Genomic DNA, 17,392 nt, shown 5'->3' with positions numbered 1-17,392 from the left:
CGGCCTCCATAAAAGCCAGGGCGATTCACTTCTCCGTTCTCATCCCATTGCTTACCCAGGCATCCAATGCGTCCACTCGGATGAACTTGGTGGGAACCTCATACGGCGGGTGCACCATCCAATAGTGAAGCTCGCGGCTAACATAAACCTCCACGTCTGTGGGAGGCACTTCCGCGGGCTTAGGCCACTTTAAGAGGTCAAACATCCTGTCTCGGTTCTTGGCCAGAAACTCTCGACGGCCGCGAATTCGGCTGTACTGGCCATTTTTGTCGACGTCGCTCACGCCGAACATGCGGTTTCGCAGCCGCCGCGAGTCCTTTATTGAGTGCGCCGTTTGGTTGTACTTGCATTCCGCATAAAGGACTGTGTTCGTGGCCGGCCAGTAGGCGAGGACGTCGTAGTCCCCGACATCCGCGAATCCCTCCTTGCGAAACCGACGGAAGAAATCCACGCCGCCTTCGATGTGCGGGGTGTGGCGCTTGAGAATCTCCACGGCGCGGTCCTCGAGCGCATCCTCAATGAGCTTCTTGATGGACTTGACGGCTGCCTGGACGTTTGACCACTGGAAGTCGGCTGGGAGAACGCCGTCTCGAACGGCTGACAGCCATATGAGCTGAGACCGACTAGCGCTCTCGGCTCCCCATACGACCTGCTTGCCGACTGGGATAAGAGGCCGGATGGCATAGCGATGAAGACGCTTGCTGTGCTCCCAGAACGGGACATCGCTTTCGTCGATTGCCTTGCCGGGCAGGCGCCTGATGTCGGGTCCCGAAAGCGTCAGGAACGACACGATTGCAGCAGCCTCGGCCGGCGTGATTCCCTCAAAGCCCTGCACGATGGCATGAGCAAGGTGGTCCGGTTCTCCCAGATAGATCAGCGCCAAGTCGTCCGCCAAGCCATGGCGCACCGGCTGGGTGAACACCGTCAGGGCCTGCAGGAGTTTCTGTAGCTCGAACCCCACGTCAGTCCGGAATGCCTTCTGGAGATCTTCGCTCACCAGAAGCTCCGCGATTGCGCCCTCCACGGCGTCGGCATTTTTGATTCCCTCACCTAGCCTGATTCTCGCCAACTCGTGCGCGTACTCTTCCTCTCGCTCCTGCCAAGTCTTGGAGTAGAAGACCTCGGGAACGAACTGGTCGTCGATCTCGACGCCGCTTACGTCAACCTGGTTGTGCAGAACGTCGCTGGCTCCCGCAAGAACCATATACCAGTCAACCAACCCGATGAGCTCTCGTAGGAGCTGCGGCGTGATTCGCTCCTGGCCACTCGTGGTGGAGTTGACTGACTTTTCCAGCAGGTACCGGTAGTTGCGAGCGGTGTTTTCGAACTCCTTCCGAGCCTCGGATAGAGCTTCCAAGCGGTCGTAGTCGACCTGGTGGACGCGACTCTGGTGCACTCGGGTCTCACGGATGCGCCTGGCAAGAAGTAAGCCGTCGTGTTGCTCGACACAGGCCATGGCGAGCATCTCCCTGTCCAGGGGCGCAAGCCGTTTTTCGAGGTGAAGGCGAAAGCGCTCTCGAGCCCTGTCGATGCGAACCTTTGCCTCGTGCAACTCGTAGCGACCAGGTTCGAGTCCACTTTCCTTCATCACGACGGCCAGTGCCTTGCGCGCGAGCTTGTACTCGGTTGGCGTTGGAACGACTGGGTCAGCAAAGTCGGGCACGTCTATTATCCGCTCCATCACCTGCAGATGGTACCGCGCGGGGCCTGCCGCGAGGCCCGCCAATCGAGTTGCGAGGTTCTGCGGGGCAGTAATGCCGAGTGACGCTGTGCAGGCGGAAAATGCCTCTTGAAGGCAGCGGGCTTCGAAGGCTGCGTTCCGCGCCCCGTTCAGACCAGCTTGTATAGCGGTTGCATGCAGCTTCAGTTCAACGCGGGTTGGGTTCCCCACGCTTCCGGTGGCAGCCAGCACTATTTTCTCGAAGCTCTCCAGAGGCGCCGGGGACTGCTCTCGGTCAACTCGCCCCTGATCGGCGAGGCGGCAGGCGAAGACCAGCTGCTGCCGTTGAAATAGCGCTTCCGATTGGAAGTCGCCTGCACACTCATGAAGCGCGTCGATGACCATCTGCGCGAACATGTCCGCCATCTTGGCGTCTTCGACCTCCAGCCCGGGCTCCACCGTCACCGTTGCTTGGACGGTGCAGGAGCCGACCTGGGTGGAGTACGCCATCGCAGTATGGTGACGCGAGCGAAGCTCAACGATCCCCTTGGCGGTGCGCTTCACGTGCCATCCAGGCGACCCGTCCGGGAAACGCGGCGGCGCCGACGCCCAGAACTCGGTCAGGCTATGGAAGCGCCACCCGCTGCCCCAATGCGGGTCTAGGGCAATCATCGTCGGGTTAATGGCTCCCTCTACGAGCACCCCGTGCGTGTCCTTGAACGTGCCGAAGAGGTCAGCAAGCGCGCGGGAGAAGGGCGACAGCGTTGCCCGCTGTGTATCCGCAAAACTCCAGAACTGCTCAAGCTCCGGCATGTCCTCGAGGCCATCGAAGATGCTGACCAAGTCAGCCAAGGGTATGATCCTCGTGGGCCGCTTGGGCGCCTCAAGCATGTTGAAACCAGTACCGGACTGTGTCAGGACGATAACTATCTGCACATCGTCAGCCCCGGGACCGCTCTGCTCACCTCGGCCGAAAGCTAAACCCCGCCCATCGTCCATTCGCAGGTTCAGAACACCGCCGCTGCGAAGAGCTGCATAGACCGCGGAAGCCGCGGCGCCGGCGGCTTCAAGTGACCGATGGTCGCAGGTGCAGAACAGATGTACCCTTGAGCCTCCGGTGGTGGTGCAGCTGACGGTCAGGGCTGGGAATTCTTGCCGGCTGACCATTAGCTTCATCGGGCCGACGATCACATGCCGCAGTCGGGCGGCAACATAGCGGCCGACAGCCTTGTGGGTTTGCGCGGTGATGCCTCGCGCCTCGACTTCAGCCCAGTGGTCAATGATGACCCCTGGTCCACTCCGCAACGAGATTGGAACCCACGTTTCGCCTTGCGCTACGCCCAGGAACGGCAGGGCTCCGCCCGTGAGGACAGCGTCCCCAAACGACGCCCAAGTCAGTGGCGCCTTGTACGCGCCCATGGAAGCGACCAGCTTGGCGCTTGCGTTGGCTCGCCATTTGGCGACCCGAGCGCCTGTACTAAGGAGCGCCGCACGGCACGAGGCCCAGAAATCCTCGGGCGGCACCGCCACGTGACCGTAGCTAGGCTCCGGGAGTACAGCGCCGGCCGGGCTCGGAACTGCCCCAATCAGGTCAGCGTGCAGAGCGATAGCGAAGTCCATGTCTGCCAGTGCTGCCTGGTTGCCGGCATGCGTGATGCGGAATGCCTGTACAAAGTCCGGAAGCCGCTCGATGCAGCTGCCGTAGAACATCGGCACGTAGCTATCGCCAAGGGGGACACGAACTTCGCCCCAATCTGCTTCGATGGGGCAGTCCTCTAGCGTCGGGAACTCCGGCCAGGCCGCGTACAGCTCCGTCAGAAAGCGGGCGAAATCGTCGTGAGTCTGGATTGCCTGCGCGTCGTTCGAGTCGCTCTGAAGACCCAGGAGCACTGCCCAGGCAAACAGGTGCTTGATCGGACTAGCCACATTCGGCGGCCAAAGGTCTGATACGGCCACTGCTACAGCGGCATCGAAGCGCACGTACTTGCGCAGTACCGCCTCTACAGCCGCTACGTCACGCTGGAAGTGCAGGTCGACCTCCTCCTGTTGCTCTGATCTACCGCGGAACTCCTGCATCTGTTCAAGTAGCGACGTTGGCGCACTCCTTGCGTCAGTGCGCTCCCGACGTTCACGCTTCTCGCGCGACTTCTTTCCCATACATCCCCTTGCGTTTTGTCTTCGCCACAGGTGTCCGGTCCCAAGCGCTACCTGGGGAGCTAAATATCTGCAATTGTGGCCGATCTCGGCCGTTCGGCTCAGTATAGCGGGTTGCCTAAGCGGAAAAGTCACGAACCGTCACGACGGACAGGAATCGACCCCGAAGCTGCCTCTCAACACGTCACAAAGCACTAGTAACGACCGATGGACAGTAGGCAGGCGAACGCCCGTCGACAGGACGTCCGCGTCGATTGCCAATCAGGTCGCATGCACTTCATAGACACGTGCGTCCTGTTCAAGTGGGGCATCGTGATAGCCTACGGAAGCGATCTGGGCCAAGTACACAGGCATAAACGCCTCGATACCTCCGAAGCTCTCATATTGTTGTACGTGGCGCAGTTCATGGGAAATGAGCCGCACGTCAGCATGTCTCTCCACGATGAAGATGCCATAGCCAAGGGTAATGCCCGCCATGTGCGGGCCAATCAGGCCGGTAGCATCGGCGACTTCGCGCAACAATGGGTCTTCTGGCAGCGGCAGCTCTGAGACGTACTGGATTCGGACGAGCCCAGGCTTCGCAACGCCCACGTGCGTCGCAAGCGCCGTTCCCTTCTCATTCAAGGAAACACCGCTCCGCATTATCAGATGAGACTGCTCCTGCGCCCAGGCGATCGCCTTCGGAACGAGGAGGGGCAAGAGTGTTTGTAGATTCATGAAAGATGCCAGCCAAGTAGAGTTTAGATCAGCGAATGCTGCCATGAAAATTTTCAGAACAATATCAATCACGCGGAAGGAGTAACCGTCTGGAAATGGCCTAACCTGGCCGTTCGCAAGGCTCAGTGTACGGCCCGTATTGCTCTGCTAGCAAGCAGGGTTGTTGCTAGAGATGTAACATCAGCTAATCGGCAGCTTGCCTCGTATTCCCGATATACCGTACACTCTCAGCAGTTCTGAAGAGCCTTTGTAGTAGAGGAAGTGGCGACCCGGAGTCGTATTCCGGCCCTCGCCAAAGGGAGGCCTAGCCTTCCGCGGGTGGCACTTGTGCGGTCGACAAGACCGTTCTCTTGCCCATACTTCAACCCTCTGCAAAGGAATCCAATGCAAATTGAATTTAAACTCAGAATAGACCCTAGGGTTGTTACTGCGCTAGTTCATCTGGTTGTAGCACTGCTCAAGTAAGTCGGGTACAGGAGGCAGAGACGCCTCCTGTTCTTTTTCCACCTCCCCACTTCCCCCTTTTTCAGCCAACTGTACTGCCTGGCACATCTGGCCAACTATCTTTGGCGGATTAGACGCTACTTCACACGCGGGTTTCTCCACGGCGTAACCGCCCCACACACTGCAGCCACAACCTGGAGAACGCGCGGTATCGCCGAATGAGAAGGCGATCAAATCTTAGCGACTTAAATACACGTTAATAGCAGGCCAGCGAAAGAAAGGCCTGCTGATTGTCCGCGCGGCGCTCGTGGCGGACTCGCAGTCTCCGAGATCGATGCAGCCCACCATGGGTTTGTTCAAACGCCCAACGCCGGTGCTCAAGCAGCATCGATGCGCCCACAGTCCATAGATTTATTCATAGAGCCGCCGCAGTATCACTCCTGGACCTTTCGAAAGAAATCTGCAACACATGGCCTCGGCCGGGTCCTAAGTATTGCGGACCGTAAGGTTCTCGTCCTCCCGCGCCAACAGCGGCGCAACAACCCTTGGAGCTTTTACTATGCAGACCACCGATACCACCGCGGTCGAAACAACCGAGTCCTCTATCGACTGGGCCCCGAACGCGCCGCGCGGCGGCCGTACTGTCCTGAACCGTATCCTGAAGGAGAACGCGGCCGTTCCACTGTTCTTCGCCCAGACGCTTATCTCCTCCTTGCGTGATGTGGGCTACAACCACACCACATCTGCATTGTGCGAGCACGTCGACAATGCCATCGAAGCCGGCGCGACCGAAGTTCGCATCTTCTTCCGTCAGAGCGGGAAGAGGGGAGACTATCAGGTCGACGCGGCCGTGTACGACAATGGCCGCGGCATGGAACCTAACGTGCTCAAGGTCGCCACGTCTTTTGGCGGTTCGATGCACTACAACAACCGGGACGGCATCGGCCGGTTCGGCATGGGCATGAAGACGGCCGCGCTAAGCATGAGTCCTGTGATGGAGCTGTACTCCTGGCAGGAGCTGGGCAACATCTACGGTATGATTCTCGATGTCGAGGCCATCGGGAAGGATCGCTCGAATGCGGTCAACCTGCCCGACCCCACTCTGAACACGGAGCTTCGTGCCGAACTCGCCGAGCTTTTCATTAAACCGATGGGCTGGCCGACTGATGCGAAGGAGCAAAACCTTTTTGCCACCGACGCCGATGATTTGGCCGAACGGCTCGGGTCGCACGGCACGATCGTCTACATGCCAGCTTGCGATCGCCTTTCGTCGCGCAAGGCCCGCACACTGGGTGAGCACGCGATCAGTGAGATGGCCCGTATCTACCGGCGAGCGATTTCGGGAGACTTGCGCCTCTACGTGAACAACCGTCGCGTCGAAGCCTTTGATCCAACATATTCGATGGCCAATGCGAGGCACTCCAAAACGCTGACGCACGGTGTACCCACGACGAGCCGGCTAGTCTTGTCGCGCCCCATCGACATTCCGGTATCGGAAAGCGATCCGACTCGCGTGAGTCAGATCGTCGCGAAGGTGTTTGCGCTGCCTATCGACGAATGGTCGAATCTCGATCGCAAGACACAGAAAAACGATTTGCGAATCTTCGATGGCCTGACCGTGTCGATCCTTCGCAACGACCGGGAGGTCTTTGCTGGCCCGCTGCCGAAGCTGACCTCGCAGCACAGCGTGACCAACTGGTACCGTGTACAGATCGACTTCCCGGGCATCCTTGACGAGGCTTTCGGTGTTGCATCGAACAAGCAAGGCATTCGCATGAAGGACTACGTGCTCGACAAGATCCGGGAGGAGATCGGGGCAGACATCACAAAGCTGAACGATGAAATTAGACGCTTCCAAGCTGAGAAGGCCAGCCGCATCGACCCGGCGAAAGCGACAGCAAGCGAGCAGCGGGCCAACGAAGTCGATCAGCTGCACGCCAAGCCGTTGTCCGCAGAACTGACACCTGAAGAACAGCAGCAACTTGATGCCAATCTGCGCGGTTTGGCGGTGACGCTAAAGCGCGATGAGGAGTCGGATGAACAGGCGTTCGAGCGTGTCAAGAATTCGACCTACCTGATCGATTTTAAGCATGATGAGTATTGGCCGTTCTACCACGTGGATCACAAGTTCGGCCGAATTATCTTGACCATCAATACTGCACATGCCTTCTTCGACAAGCTGTACAACCCGCTGAAGGAACTTGCGCGCAAACCGGTGGAAGAGGCGTTAGAAGAGGGGCAAGCTCTCGACAAAAAACACGTCGACGAAGGCCCGCTGGTTGCCCTGGAGCTGCTGTTGCTCTCTCTTGCCCGTGCCCAAGGGGTCCTCGGCATGCGCAGCGATGAAGCCAAGCACGTGTTCGATCAGCTGCGCCGGGAGTGGTCGGAAACCTACCGCATCCAGCTGACCGCGTGAACCGTAACTCGGCTGGCATAACAGCTGCCGGTCAATAGGCTCCAGGGACTTTGAAGGCACGACCTTTATTTCCCGGGTCGCCTGACGATCGCTTGCCCCAAGTTAAAAAACTGCTTACACTTTCAACGTCAGCCCCCACAGGGTCGATCGCTCACGGACGGCACAGCGTCCGGCCGTGAGATCCCGACTTTGGAAAGGGCAGGCGCTTTTTAACCCGACCGCGGCAAGACTGTCCGCACAGAAAGGGGTTCACCTATGGCGGAAATTCCGCATTCCTGGGGCGCTTACGCGCGCCTGCAATCCAAGCTCTCTTCCACGACCTCCATCGTATTTGGCGGCGCCTTGGAAGCAGCCTTGAACGTCATTCACCAAGCCGATTTTCGGGCCGAAAGCCTCGCCGAGGCCGACATGCACCGACTCGCGGCGAACGCGGCCCGGCAGGAGCGACATCGAGACGCCTTACGACGCGAGGCACAAGCCGGGGCGTTCGATGATGAGACCGCGGTCTGCGGTAACGACGGCGGTGTTGAATCCGCAGCCGCGTCGTCCCTCGAGGATCAACTACATGCGCGCCGCGAGTTGCGACACATTGCGTCGCAGTTGCTCGCTGACGACTGGGATCTTTTAACTGGCGTGGCTGCAGGTATCTCGTACAATGAACTTGCCTCCCTGCATGCATCAACATCGACCGCTCTTCGGTCGCGCGTGAGCCGACTGCGTCAGACCCTGACGCTGCGTCGTAACAGCCGGAGGTGGACATGACGTCGTCTGAACTTACCGGCGGCGCCGGTTTTACCTACGAGGATGCGGTCGCAGCGCACTATCTGGCGGCGATGATCGGTGGTACGACGGCGGCTGCCCTTGACGGTAGGGTCGTGCAGCGGGTGGCCCAGCAGCAGGCCGACTTCGGTGAGCCCCTCGACGACGTGATTGTTGATGCAACCTCCTTGGCGGACGGAACGGTCAGGCGGCTGGCGCTGCAGGTCAAACGCTCGCTCACGATTTCGGAGGCAGAAACCAACAGGGACTTCCGAGAGGTGATCCAGCGCAGCTGGCAGACCTTGCAGAAGCCCGACTTTCGCGAGCACGTGGACCGTGTCGGAGCGGTCACGGCGTCGGTGGCAGAAGAGACGTCCCGTGCTTTCTCGACCGTGTGCGAATGGGCGCGAGCCTCGGACACAACTGCGGCCTTCATGCAACGGTTTGTCGACGGTGGCAACGCTTCGGCCACGCACCGGGCTGTAGCCGAAGCAGTTCGAGTAGTTGCACAGGACGTAGGTTCACCTCTATCCGACGACCAACTGCATCGCCTGTTCTCGCATTTGGTGCTGATCCGGTTTGACTTCCTTCACGCAGGATCGACGCACGAAGCAGAGACGGTTGTAAGTCTCCAACGGGCACTGGTGCCGGGGCAGGTGCCGCGTGCTGCTGATTTGTGGAATTTGCTGCGCCAGCTTGCTCGTGATGGCGCTGGCCGCAGCGCCGTGCACACCCGCGCATCGCTGGTTCGCGCTCTCGCTGGCTGGCGCTTCGTGGGGGCGCCCGCGTTCGCCGGCGACAAACAGACCTTACGCGACTGGACGCGACACTGGCTGGACCAGCAGGCCGATGACATCGGCGGAGTGCACCTTCCGCGCCAGGCGCTACGCGATCAGCTCCGTGTTGAGATGGCGGCCCACCGACTGACGCTCATCAAAGGTCTGCCCGGTACCGGCAAAACGGTTCTACTGCGCGACCTGGTGCACGAGCTGGCTGCCGACGGCACCACCTTGTTTCTCACTGCCAATCGACTCTCTGGTCGCAGCTGGTCGGAGCATGCTCGGGCGATGGGCTTGGCGGCGACATCGATCGAGCAGCTGCTCGTGGAAGTCGCGGCGACCGGACATGCCACGTTACTTATCGATGGCCTAGACCGTATCGCGCCGGAGCAGCGCGCGATCGTGACTGACTTGCTCGGCCAGCTTCTGACGAACCCTGCACTTTCCGACTGGCGCGTGGTCGCCACTGCGCGCGATGCTGGCATCGAGCCCTTGCGCAATTGGGTACCTCCAGCACTACTTGCCAACGGCGGGGTGGGCTATGTCGATGTCAAGAACTTGACCGGCCATGAGGCTAGCGCGCTCGCGGACTCGCTGCCGGCACTGCGACCACTCCTGACCGGAGGAAATGAGCGCGTGCGCACACTGGCACGCCGTCCGTTCTTTGCTGCCGTACTAGCAAGAGGATTCTCCCGGGCGGCGTACCCGGCCGAATTCGCGCCTCAGTCAGAGGTGGACCTTGTGGAGGCGTGGTGGACGCGAGGTGGCTATGACGCCCACGCGCCGCAGGCTCTGGCGCGGCAGCGGGGACTCATCGAGCTCGCGCAGCGCAGTGCCCCCGACTTGGGTCGCAATATACGGATCCGTGATCTGTCGACGGCGACGCGGGACGTGCTTCCGGCGCTGGAGGAGGACGGCTTGGTGCAGCAGGTTCGCCCTGGGCATACAGCACAGTTCAGTCACGACATCTTCTTCGAGTGGTCGTTTCTACATCTGCTGATGGATCAGGGAAATGACTGGATCGCTGCCCTGACTGCGGCCGGTGAACCACCTGCTTTGGCCCGCGTGGTGGAGCTGCTGTCGCAATCGACTTATCCGATCCCTGACGAGTGGTCACGCGAACTGCAGGCGCTCGAGCGGGCTCAGGTGCGGCCGCAGTGGTTGCGCGCCTGGCTGGTGGCGCCTGTTTTCAGCCCACGCTTTGCCGAGCACATCGACATGTTCGCTGCGACTTTGTCGGCGAACAGTCATCAGCTCTTTGGAAGGCTTTTGATGTGGATGCAGGCTGAGAAGACGACGCCCAATCCGCTAGTGCTTTCAGGGGCGTTGGGCGGTGATCTAGATGCCGCCGCGCGTATCCGTGTTGCAGACGTGCTGGGCTGGCCTTCCGACTTCGCTGCGTGGCGCCGCCTGCTCGTTTGGGCTATCGAGCAGGTCGAGTCAATCCCGGATACACACCTGCAGGACCTTGTCGACCTTTTCGAGACGTGGCAGATCGCTGTCGCAGACGTTCCGAACGAAATGTCGCAACGCATCGTCGAGCAGTGCGCAACTTGGCTGAACGCGATTGAGGACGAGCGAATGGAGCGCCGGTCCCGTCGCAGGTCAGCGGACGATGGCACGCCGCGCCCGCGCGTGCCCACACAGCTCGAGACGGAGTTGCGCAGGTTGGTGCTGCGCGCAGCGCGCGCTTACCCGAATGTGGTCGACGCCTATCTTGTGAAGGTCCAGACGATCGAGCGCTGGAGTGATAGCGCGTTCCGCGAGCTCATGACCTTCGCGCCAGTGCTGGCGCAGACGCATCCTACGCAGCTCGCGCAAGTGGCCCGGCGCTGGTTTATGAGCGAACTGCCGGACGACACATGGACGCGGTGGCGTCGCGAAGCGGATGATGCGCGTCGAAGGCGCCAGGAAGTCGAGGCGATCCCGCCAGAGAACCGGTCGCGATGGGACAATCTCGTGCTCTCGGATATGTCGACGATGCACCACTCGTTCTCCCGGCATGATTGGGACCGGCTGTCGATCGATGACCATCACGGGTTCTTTCCTGCATCGCCTCTACGCGAACCGTTCCACTCGCTGTTCATGCATGAGCCAGCGATTGCACTTGAGCTGATCTGCGATGTGACGAACCATGCCACCACGGCATGGCGGCAATTACATCGACACTGGCATGGCAGCGCGACGCCGTTGCCGCTCGTGATCGAGTTTCCGTGGGCACAACAAGAGTTCTGGGGAGACGACTCGCACTATTTCTGGTTCCGTGGCCATCGCGGGCCTCAGGTGGTGGAGTGCGCGCTCATGACCTTGGAGCGCTGGGCCATTGCGCAGCTCGATGCTGGACGCCCGGTGGATGAAATACTACGACAGCTGCTGAGCGGGCATACGAGTATCAGCATCCTAGGGATTGCGGTGCACCTTGTTTTGAGAGCAAATGAAGTGTCGCCAACGTCGTTGGCGCTGATGCGCAGCCTCCGGCTGTGGCGACTAGACTTGCAACGCAAGGTCCAGGAGCAACAATTGCAAAGTGCGGGGCTGATCGGCTTCGAAAAGAACGGTGCTGACGCGGTGCATCGACAAGCGGTCGTTGAAAGCACGCAGATGACGTCGCGCCACCTGGAACTGCGGGACTTGGTGCCATCCTTCGTCCTGGGTGGGGACGTGGCCTTGCGGGATGCGTGCCGAGCAGCTCTCGACGACTTCCCGAATAAGCTGGAATTCGCCTACCAGGAAGAAAGCCAGAACCCCGAACTCATGGCTAAGCTGCGTAACACGGCCGAACTATGGTCCGAGCTGGGCCATGCTGAGAACTACACCGCCGAGCCGATCCCCGGCCGCAGCGATGCGGTCCAAATCTCGATGAGTAGTCCACGGCACGAAGCTCCTGAGGTGCAAGCGGCCCGGCAGCACTATACGCTGGTGGCGCGCGAGACGGAGTTGTGGCTTTGGGTGGACAAGTGCTTCACGTTGAGACAAATAGCGCCAGGCCTCTCGGTGGACGAGGCCGTCGCACGTGCAAGAGAGCTGGCTGAAGCGGCGGCTGCAGAACGGTCTGTTTCGTTGATGCCTGGAAGTGGGCTCACGGAAGGCGCTATTGCGGGAACGGCAGCGAGTGTAATTTGTTTTGCGGAAGCTAGTGAGCATGTGGCCTGGGCTGATGCTGTCATCGAAAGCTTCCGAGTCACGCAGGACGAGATGTCCGACGACACATTTGCCGGATCGGTCATTCCTTGGTACCCGAAGATCTTCGTGGCGCATGCGTTGGCTGCACGTATCACGTCGGGCCGCGCATATCCCGCAGACCGCGAAGCGCTCTATCGCTTGATCGCACACCCGCTCGATTCGGTCTCGCTAATTGCGCTAGAAGGTGCCGCAGGATGCTGGGAACGCGATTCGCGATTCAGTTGGTGTGGCCTGAACCTCGGGCTACGGTTGGCGCAGCACGTAAGCAGGCCAGACATGTACCGGCTCGACGCCGAGGCCCGGCGACAGTTGGAATCCGACCGCCGCGCCGCGGCGGTAGCCGCAGCTCTCGACGAATACAGGGCGCAAGGACTGTTGCCTACTTTGGTGCGCCCGCGACCCTCATGGGTACAAGCCGTGCACGGCGCTGAAAATCCGCCGGATCCTGACACGGAAGAGGAAGACGGGTGGCGTAGCACGGATGACCTGTGGGATAGTCAGTACGCCGCGAAGGTCTTGCAGAAGGTCCCGGTCGCAGCAGTCATGTCGAGCGCAGCCCGGGAACACTTTGTCGGCGCACTTGAGGCGTTTGTCACCTGGATGCTCGACACGATCAACCCAGCGTGGCGAGCTGAGCGGCGCCGTGGCCGCGAGCGTGGTGATGGGAATCTGTACGAGTGGAAGGACCAATTGGCGCGTACGCTGGCGAGCGCTGCAGCGCACCTTCCAGCCGACGAGGTTTTGCAGAGATTGCTGCGTCCGATTTTTACGCAACAAGACGAGATCGCGATGCGACTGCTCTCGCCGTTTGCTCAATCGCTAGTCTGCGTCGAAGTCCTTGATGCGCCGACGATTCGGGATGACACGCTGCACCTGCTGTGGGCCGTGCTCGAACGTACGCTGGAGAACGACGACCTGCGCCGCTCGCCTTACAATGATGGGCGCATTGGCGGCTTTGATCTACCGGAGCTAGTAAAGTCGCTGCTCTTCGTAGTCGTTGAGAGCGCTCCTGACGCCGCGCGCTTTGCCAACGGCCGCTGGGACGATCTCTACCAAGTGATGCCGCTGGTCGACAGCATGGTGCGCGCCGCCGGCTGGAACCCCTACGTTGCGCGCCAGTTCGTCACGCTGTGCGAACGTTCCGGTTCTGCCTACCCTGCAGACACGTTCGCTGACCAAGTGCTGGCACAAATTGTCGACGGACGTCTGCCTGCGGGCTGGAAGGGCTCATCGGTACCAGCCACGATTGCGGCTTTGGTGCAGGCGCACGCCGACCGAATGCATCCGTTGCCCGCCCCCTTGGCTCGCAAGCTGTTGCAGGTACTTGACGCGCTGGTTGATCTCGGCGACCGCCGTAGCGCGGCCTTGCAGCAGAGCGAGTCCTTTCGAGGTGTGCGTCTCGCAGCGCCAGCGTAAGATGAGGCCATTTCAGTTCTTGCGCACACCGGGCGGCGTGTAGCCCCCCGGTGCTTAGCGACTTAGGGTCTGCGGCAAGCTTCCAATGATATGCCCTCGGACAAAGGCCGATCTCGGTCTTTCAGAGTACGGTAATGTCCACCAGCAAGGATTTCCGAGTACTGCTTTTTGTCATTTGCTGTTCGCGACAATGCCTTCACACAGACTGAGATGGCCCAGTATGAGAAGAAGGTAGCCTCGATCAACCATAAGCCGTCAACGACCAAGGGCAACAATCGTGTTGTTGAGTCGTCGTAGCAAGTCATCGTACGTGATGATATCTATCATGTTCGCGTACTTGCGCTTTATCACCTCGAAGTCCAACAACTGGCTGCCAGTCATTTCGGCGCCGCCGATTTGATCTCGCCCGACGATGATGATTGCTTTAGGGTTGGATATCCGGATTTTCATTCCCGGCGGCAGATCAGCGGCATACTTCGTGGTGAGTATATCCTCTCCGTTAACTCCCCATTTCGATAGATGGAAGAGATATTTTTCGGCCTGCATGATGGTGCCGCTAAGTTCCGAGGTTGGAATGCTATTGCCACGGTAAGGGTTTCTGCGAAGGATTTTATCATCGAAAGGCTTCTTGACCTCGATAACGTCGAGATTTCCATGCGCATCAATCAAGCCGATGTCGATATAACGATTAGTTTTTTTTCCTGGGTCGCTGTAGTAGTCGTGAATTGTAATGTTCTCGAACACCTTAATATACTTTGGGAACAATAGGAGCAGGAAGGATAACATCAGCTTCTGCCACTCTCCCTCAGATAAATCCTGTTTGGTCGCCAAGGCGTCTTCGATCATGTTTCGGATCAGAACGTATTTCTCAATTTCTAATTTCTTTAGTACGCTAAAGTCGAGTTTCGTAGTGCTGGTGAGTGACGCCTTCTTGTTAAGATACGCCTCATAGCGACCCCGCGCGTCCTTCATGCCGTCTAAGTATTCAGAAAGGATCGTGTGAACGCGGGCATCAGCATAGCGATCGATTTCATGAGTGTTTGGAAATTTTTTGATTAACTCCTCAAACACGTCGCATGGAATTGCATCGCGACGCGTTCCGCCAATTACGATCGGGCCAGAGTGTTCCAGTAGGTCTGAGAGACGACCAAAAATAGAAACATTGCGCTCAGCAACAAAAATCTTCCGTTTCAGCGTCACATCTCGAGCTACGAGCAAGTCGTTCTTGATATCGAGGACCCTTCCAGGAATCTTCACGTAATCGTCTAGGAATATACCGAATCGAAACCGGAACACGTATCCTTCGAAATCCTGCGTGGCCGACGGAGGGTTTAGCAGGTCCTTGAGCTCGAACGAGAACACGCGAGATACCCGCGCCGCATTCTTATCCCTCAGTTCATTCCAGACCCATTCGCTAGTTCCCCTTTGCTCTCCTTGATATTCGAGTTCTACACCTGTAGGCGTGATTTTGAAATTAATCATGTTTCTCGTTAGTGAAAAATTTGGACGTTTCTACTACGTAAGTTGAGCGATACTTATAGCCAATCACGCGCCCCCTGTTTTGATAATCACCGATTCAAAAGTAGGCTCATGTCGAAACGTGCTGTTCTGCACTGACTGCTCTTGGCCCGAACAGGGACGATCGTAATAGCTCAGTGTATGGGGTTGTTACCCTTAGGACAAGCAGAGGGTTCGATAGGCGCTCTTCAGCCCGCTCTTCCGCTAACGGTTGAGCTGAGGCATGATATTGGATCGCTTTAACATCGGCTGCGATTATGGAACCGATCGCCCTCGGTACTGAAGACGTTGAGCACAAACGCGGATGAGTGTGTGTTGGAATACGTTCTCCGCCCGTTCGGCAGACAGCCTGGATTGGCATTGTGTCGCAGTATCATTTAAGTTCTATAAGGGCAAACATGGGAAATCCACGCTTCACTGTTCCGCGCCACGAAAAAACCCTCGAGTTCTACATTGATCGGATCCTGCCGACAAATCTGGCGCACGTGTATCTACAGGCGACGACGGGGCAAACCGTCGCGGACTTTTACCGTGCTGTCCTTATTCCCATGTCGGTCGAGCGCGTCTTCGGCGACGAATTGCTTGAACTCGCCTACCGGAGCGAGGATGGCGTCAGCACTCGCGACATATTACTGATCGCTTGTGGCTATCTGACCGAGGCGAAGGTCGCGCTGACGAAAGGGGACCGTCGGACCGCCTGGTCAGCCGCGATGGATGCCATGTCATACTGCGCTAGCGCCAAGAATGCCGGCAACTACATCCAAGGCCTGTCCGGTGCTTTGTCTGCAGAGGTCGAACAGGCGGTGTCGACCAGTGCAACCAGGGCAGCCGAACTCCGCGCTGCGCCATACAAGGAAATAGGCGCAGAAGCCGTCCACATCATCAGGGAGAGAGGTAAGGCGGGCGAAACATGGAAGTCGGCCACTGCCGCTGCCACCGAGATACGCGATCAGATACGCGAGCTGGCTGAATCGAAGGGCATACGCTTCTATGCCGCCGATGGCGGGGTCAAGACCATTACGGGCTATTTGAAGAGCGCGCCAGAGCTTGAATCATACTTTCTGGAAAAGAGAGGCCGCCCCAAAAAAGGCTTCAGGTAATTTCAGAATGCGCGGTCGCGCCATATTCAGAGGGGATTGCCGGATGTACGCTAGCGCCGTGGTATCCGATTACGGAACCACTTCCTGGCACACATGTGTCGTACAACCTTCTAGGAGTTTGCAATGAGTACTACTTCCGGTGACGCGCAAAGCATTGGCGATCTGTTGAAAAAGGTCGGGGATGCCTTCGAAACCCAGCAGAACCGTTTCAACCGCGCCTTGTATCAGGCGCAACCGCCCAAACAGCAAGACGAGATCTTGCAGAACGGCTACGACAACGGCATGCCTGTCAAAACCTTGGCGAAGATGACGGGCGTACCAGTGAGCACGATCTACTCGAAGATCAAGGCCAACTGATCCATCCGCAACGTGGCGTCATCGCTGTCGGAACGCGGGTGGCACGCCTTGCTACCTCGGGTAGCAAGGCGTGCCATGTCGACGATTAGTCATTCGGCCTCTCCGCCACCTGTCGTTCGCGTCTTTTGAACTGGTGAACTGCACAGGGAGAAGAAGCGGTAAGAAACCTCAAGTTCATTCAAGAGTTTATTATTGCAGAGAGCGCAAGAATGCTGTCCAGAGTCGTTGTTCAAGAAGTTACAGTGCCGACCGTGCCTTGCTTCCGTTTCTAAGTCCTTGTTTACATTGATGGCTCGTTCAAGAATTTATTCTGGCGTAACAATCTTGACCTTGCCATCGTTGGAAGCTTCAGACTGGGTTCACTCAACCTGTCAGGAGAATCCCATGCTCGAGTTGGCGACACCCGGTATCAAGTGCATGTTCTGCGCCTTCCGTCTCAAGGCTGCGATCCGCAAGATCGATCCCGACCTGAAGATCAGCATCGATCCGAAAGCGGGGCGGATCGGCGTGGCGCGGCAGGAGGACCTTGCCACGGTCGAGCGTGCGCTGGCCTGGCTCGGCGAGCTGGCTAGAACATCTGATGATCTGTCTTAAAAGCGAAATGACAGGTTTTGTATTTCTGCCGTTGCCGCCACCGGAAAATCGGACCTAACAAGATATTCCGCTTTAGCCGTCGCGAACATCCTGACCACGGCTTGGCCATTCAAATACCCTGTAATGCTCGAGTGGGAAGAAGAAAACTGTAGAAACTTCGCGCGCTCGACTTGAGTGATGCAATCAGCAAGCGTCATGCCATGAGAAATGTCGATGTACATGACCAGATCATTAATCTGATCGTCGGCTGCACATACTGCTTGTCTTGTGACTGTGATTTTCATGGCAAGTGGCA

Annotated in this window: 10 protein-coding genes and 1 pseudogene; 6 read left to right on the top strand and 5 right to left on the bottom strand. The window is 58.5% G+C overall.

The window, feature by feature from the left end; translation table 11 throughout:
• Positions 1 to 25: 25 nt before the first annotated feature.
• From AC07PE_RS06960 to AC07PE_RS06950, 3 genes and pseudogenes are all read right to left on the bottom strand, one after another.
• Positions 26 to 3,817 carry a hypothetical protein gene (locus tag AC07PE_RS06960; RefSeq protein WP_498762664.1) on the bottom strand — a complete coding sequence of 1,264 codons (3,792 nt, stop codon included), beginning with the start codon at positions 3,815 to 3,817 and terminating at the stop codon, positions 26 to 28.
• Between the two features lie 258 nt (positions 3,818 to 4,075).
• Entirely contained in the window at positions 4,076 to 4,576 is a 501-nt protein-coding gene (locus AC07PE_RS06955) for a hypothetical protein (protein ID WP_498762663.1), read from the bottom strand.
• A 655-nt stretch (positions 4,577 to 5,231) separates the two neighbouring features.
• Positions 5,232 to 5,345, bottom strand: a pseudogene (locus tag AC07PE_RS06950) (IS5/IS1182 family transposase); the annotation flags it as partial.
• A 189-nt stretch (positions 5,346 to 5,534) separates the two neighbouring features.
• Here AC07PE_RS06950 and AC07PE_RS06945 point away from each other — a divergent pair.
• From AC07PE_RS06945 to AC07PE_RS06935, 3 genes are all read left to right on the top strand, one after another.
• Positions 5,535 to 7,391: an ATP-binding protein gene (locus AC07PE_RS06945; protein ID WP_498762662.1), complete on the top strand. Its 1,857-nt coding sequence runs from the start codon at positions 5,535 to 5,537 to the stop codon at positions 7,389 to 7,391.
• 255 nt (positions 7,392 to 7,646) lie between these two features.
• The gene (locus AC07PE_RS06940) at positions 7,647 to 8,153 is read left to right on the top strand and encodes a hypothetical protein (protein WP_498762661.1); all 507 of its coding nucleotides are present in this window, start codon (positions 7,647 to 7,649) and stop codon (positions 8,151 to 8,153) included.
• The gene (locus tag AC07PE_RS06935; protein ID WP_498762660.1) at positions 8,150 to 13,528 is read left to right on the top strand and encodes an NACHT domain-containing protein; all 5,379 of its coding nucleotides are present in this window, start codon (positions 8,150 to 8,152) and stop codon (positions 13,526 to 13,528) included. Before AC07PE_RS06940 ends, AC07PE_RS06935 begins: the two co-directional genes overlap by 4 nt.
• Before the next feature lie 255 nt (positions 13,529 to 13,783).
• On the opposite strand, the gene AC07PE_RS06930 is transcribed toward AC07PE_RS06935, so the two are convergent.
• The gene (locus AC07PE_RS06930; RefSeq protein WP_498762659.1) at positions 13,784 to 15,010 is read right to left on the bottom strand and encodes a Shedu immune nuclease family protein; all 1,227 of its coding nucleotides are present in this window, start codon (positions 15,008 to 15,010) and stop codon (positions 13,784 to 13,786) included.
• 434 nt (positions 15,011 to 15,444) lie between these two features.
• On the opposite strand from AC07PE_RS06930, the gene AC07PE_RS06925 reads away from it, so the two are divergent.
• From AC07PE_RS06925 to AC07PE_RS06915, 3 genes are all read left to right on the top strand, one after another.
• Entirely contained in the window at positions 15,445 to 16,146 is a 702-nt protein-coding gene (locus AC07PE_RS06925) for a hypothetical protein (protein WP_498762658.1), read from the top strand.
• 123 nt (positions 16,147 to 16,269) lie between these two features.
• Positions 16,270 to 16,503, top strand: coding sequence for a hypothetical protein (locus AC07PE_RS06920; protein ID WP_498762657.1), 234 nt, complete (start codon positions 16,270 to 16,272; stop codon positions 16,501 to 16,503).
• A gap of 384 nt (positions 16,504 to 16,887) precedes the next feature.
• The gene (locus tag AC07PE_RS06915) at positions 16,888 to 17,097 is read left to right on the top strand and encodes a hypothetical protein (RefSeq protein ID WP_498762656.1); all 210 of its coding nucleotides are present in this window, start codon (positions 16,888 to 16,890) and stop codon (positions 17,095 to 17,097) included.
• Here AC07PE_RS06915 and AC07PE_RS06910 read toward each other — a convergent pair.
• Positions 17,094 to 17,381 carry a hypothetical protein gene (locus AC07PE_RS06910; RefSeq protein ID WP_498762655.1) on the bottom strand — a complete coding sequence of 96 codons (288 nt, stop codon included), beginning with the start codon at positions 17,379 to 17,381 and terminating at the stop codon, positions 17,094 to 17,096. The two genes, AC07PE_RS06915 and AC07PE_RS06910, sit on opposite strands and share 4 nt — an antisense overlap.
• Between the last annotated feature and the right edge of the window lie 11 nt (positions 17,382 to 17,392).

Source organism: Telluria sp. GW821-FHT07G12, from assembly GCF_059418525.1.
This window is presented reverse-complemented; position numbering and strand designations above follow the sequence as displayed.